2 protein-coding genes are annotated in these 1,246 nt (G+C 68.1%); both read right to left on the reverse strand.

Annotation, left to right across the window (positions count from 1 at the left end; genetic code table 11):
- Positions 1–13: 13 nt before the first annotated feature.
- Positions 14–895, reverse strand: a complete 882-nt coding sequence (locus LJ738_RS21110) for an IS3 family transposase (protein WP_227788335.1) — start codon at positions 893–895, stop codon at positions 14–16.
- Positions 892–1,194: a transposase gene (locus tag LJ738_RS21115; RefSeq protein WP_227788336.1), complete on the reverse strand. Its 303-nt coding sequence runs from the start codon at positions 1,192–1,194 to the stop codon at positions 892–894. Before LJ738_RS21115 ends, LJ738_RS21110 begins: the two co-directional genes overlap by 4 nt.
- Positions 1,195–1,246: the final 52 nt, after the last annotated feature.

The raw sequence follows: 1,246 nt of genomic DNA on the forward strand, positions 1-1,246 counted from the left end.
TGAGGTGGTCTAGCTATGACGGACAGAATTGGGACGTGGTTTGCAGTTGGGTTTCGAAGTGGTTGGGCGAGTGGTAGCCGAGGGCGGAATGCCGCCGTTCGGCATTGTAGTAGGCGATGTGGTGGCTGATTTCGAGCTTGGCTTCGGCCAGCCCGGGGAAGCGGCCGCCGTCGAGCAGTTCGGCCTTGAAGCGGCTCCAAAACGATTCGGCGTGGGCGTTGTCGTAGCAGTTGCCGCGCCGGCTCATGCTTTGCACGGCGCCGTGGCGGGTGAGCAGCTGCTTGAAGCGGGCGGCCGTGTACTGGCTGCCTTGATCGGAATGGACAATGAGCCCGGCCGGGGGCCGGCGCACCACCAGGGCCCGGCGCAACGCCTCGCTGACCAGGTCTTCGGGCATGGTGTCGCGCACGTCCCAGCCCACGATTTTGCGCGAGCAGCGGTCGAGCCACACGGCCAGGTACAGCCAGCCGCCGCCCTGACGCGGCAGGTAGGTGATGTCGCCCACCCACACCCGGTTGGGGGCCGCAGGGGCCGGCTGGCCCAGCAAGCGGTTGGGCGCGGCCCGCACGGCCGGGTCGGAATCGGTGGTGCGGGGCACAAACGAGCGGGGCTGCTGCGCCCGCAGGCCGTGGGCGTGGAGCACGCGGCGGATGCGCCAGCGGCCCACGGCGTGGCCCTGGGCCTGCACTTCGACGCGCAGGCGACGCGTGCCATAGCGCTGGCTGTGATACGCAAAGGCCTGGCGCACGGCGGCTTGCCAGACCGGTTCGGGTACGGGGTGGTCCTGCTGCCGGCGCCAGGCGTAGTACGCGCTGGGCGCGACCTGCAGCACCTGGCAGCGCTGGCGCACGGGCACCCGCGCCTGGCGCTGGGCGATGTAGCGGTAGGTGCTCACGGCGTCGGCTGGCCGAAGATGACCAAGGCTTTTTTTAAAATGTCGAGCTCCTGCGCCAGCCGCTTGTTGGCGGCCCGCAGGGCGCGCACCTCCGGGTCGCGGGCCACTTCCACGCTGCCCACTTCGGCCACGAGCTGCGCCTGCTGCCAGCGGTAGAGCAGCTTGGGGCTGATGCCCAACGCGCGAGCCGCGGCTTGCGTGCTCCGACTTTCAGCAGCCAGGCGCAGGGCCTCCGCCTTGAAGGCTTCGTCGTATTTGCGTCGTTGGTCGGGCGACGACCCGCTTTTTTTGGCTGTCATAACAGAAGAAATATACGTCCTTCTTCTGTCCGTCTTGCCTAGACCACCTCAA

Source organism: Hymenobacter plasmatis, assembly GCF_020711255.1.
Lineage (GTDB): Bacteria > Bacteroidota > Bacteroidia > Cytophagales > Hymenobacteraceae > Hymenobacter.

Coding starts and splice junctions, on each gene's coding strand:
- LJ738_RS21115 (WP_227788336.1), bottom strand. CDS start 1,194: ATGACAGCCAAAAAAAGCGGGTCGTCGCCCGACCAACGACGCAAATAC.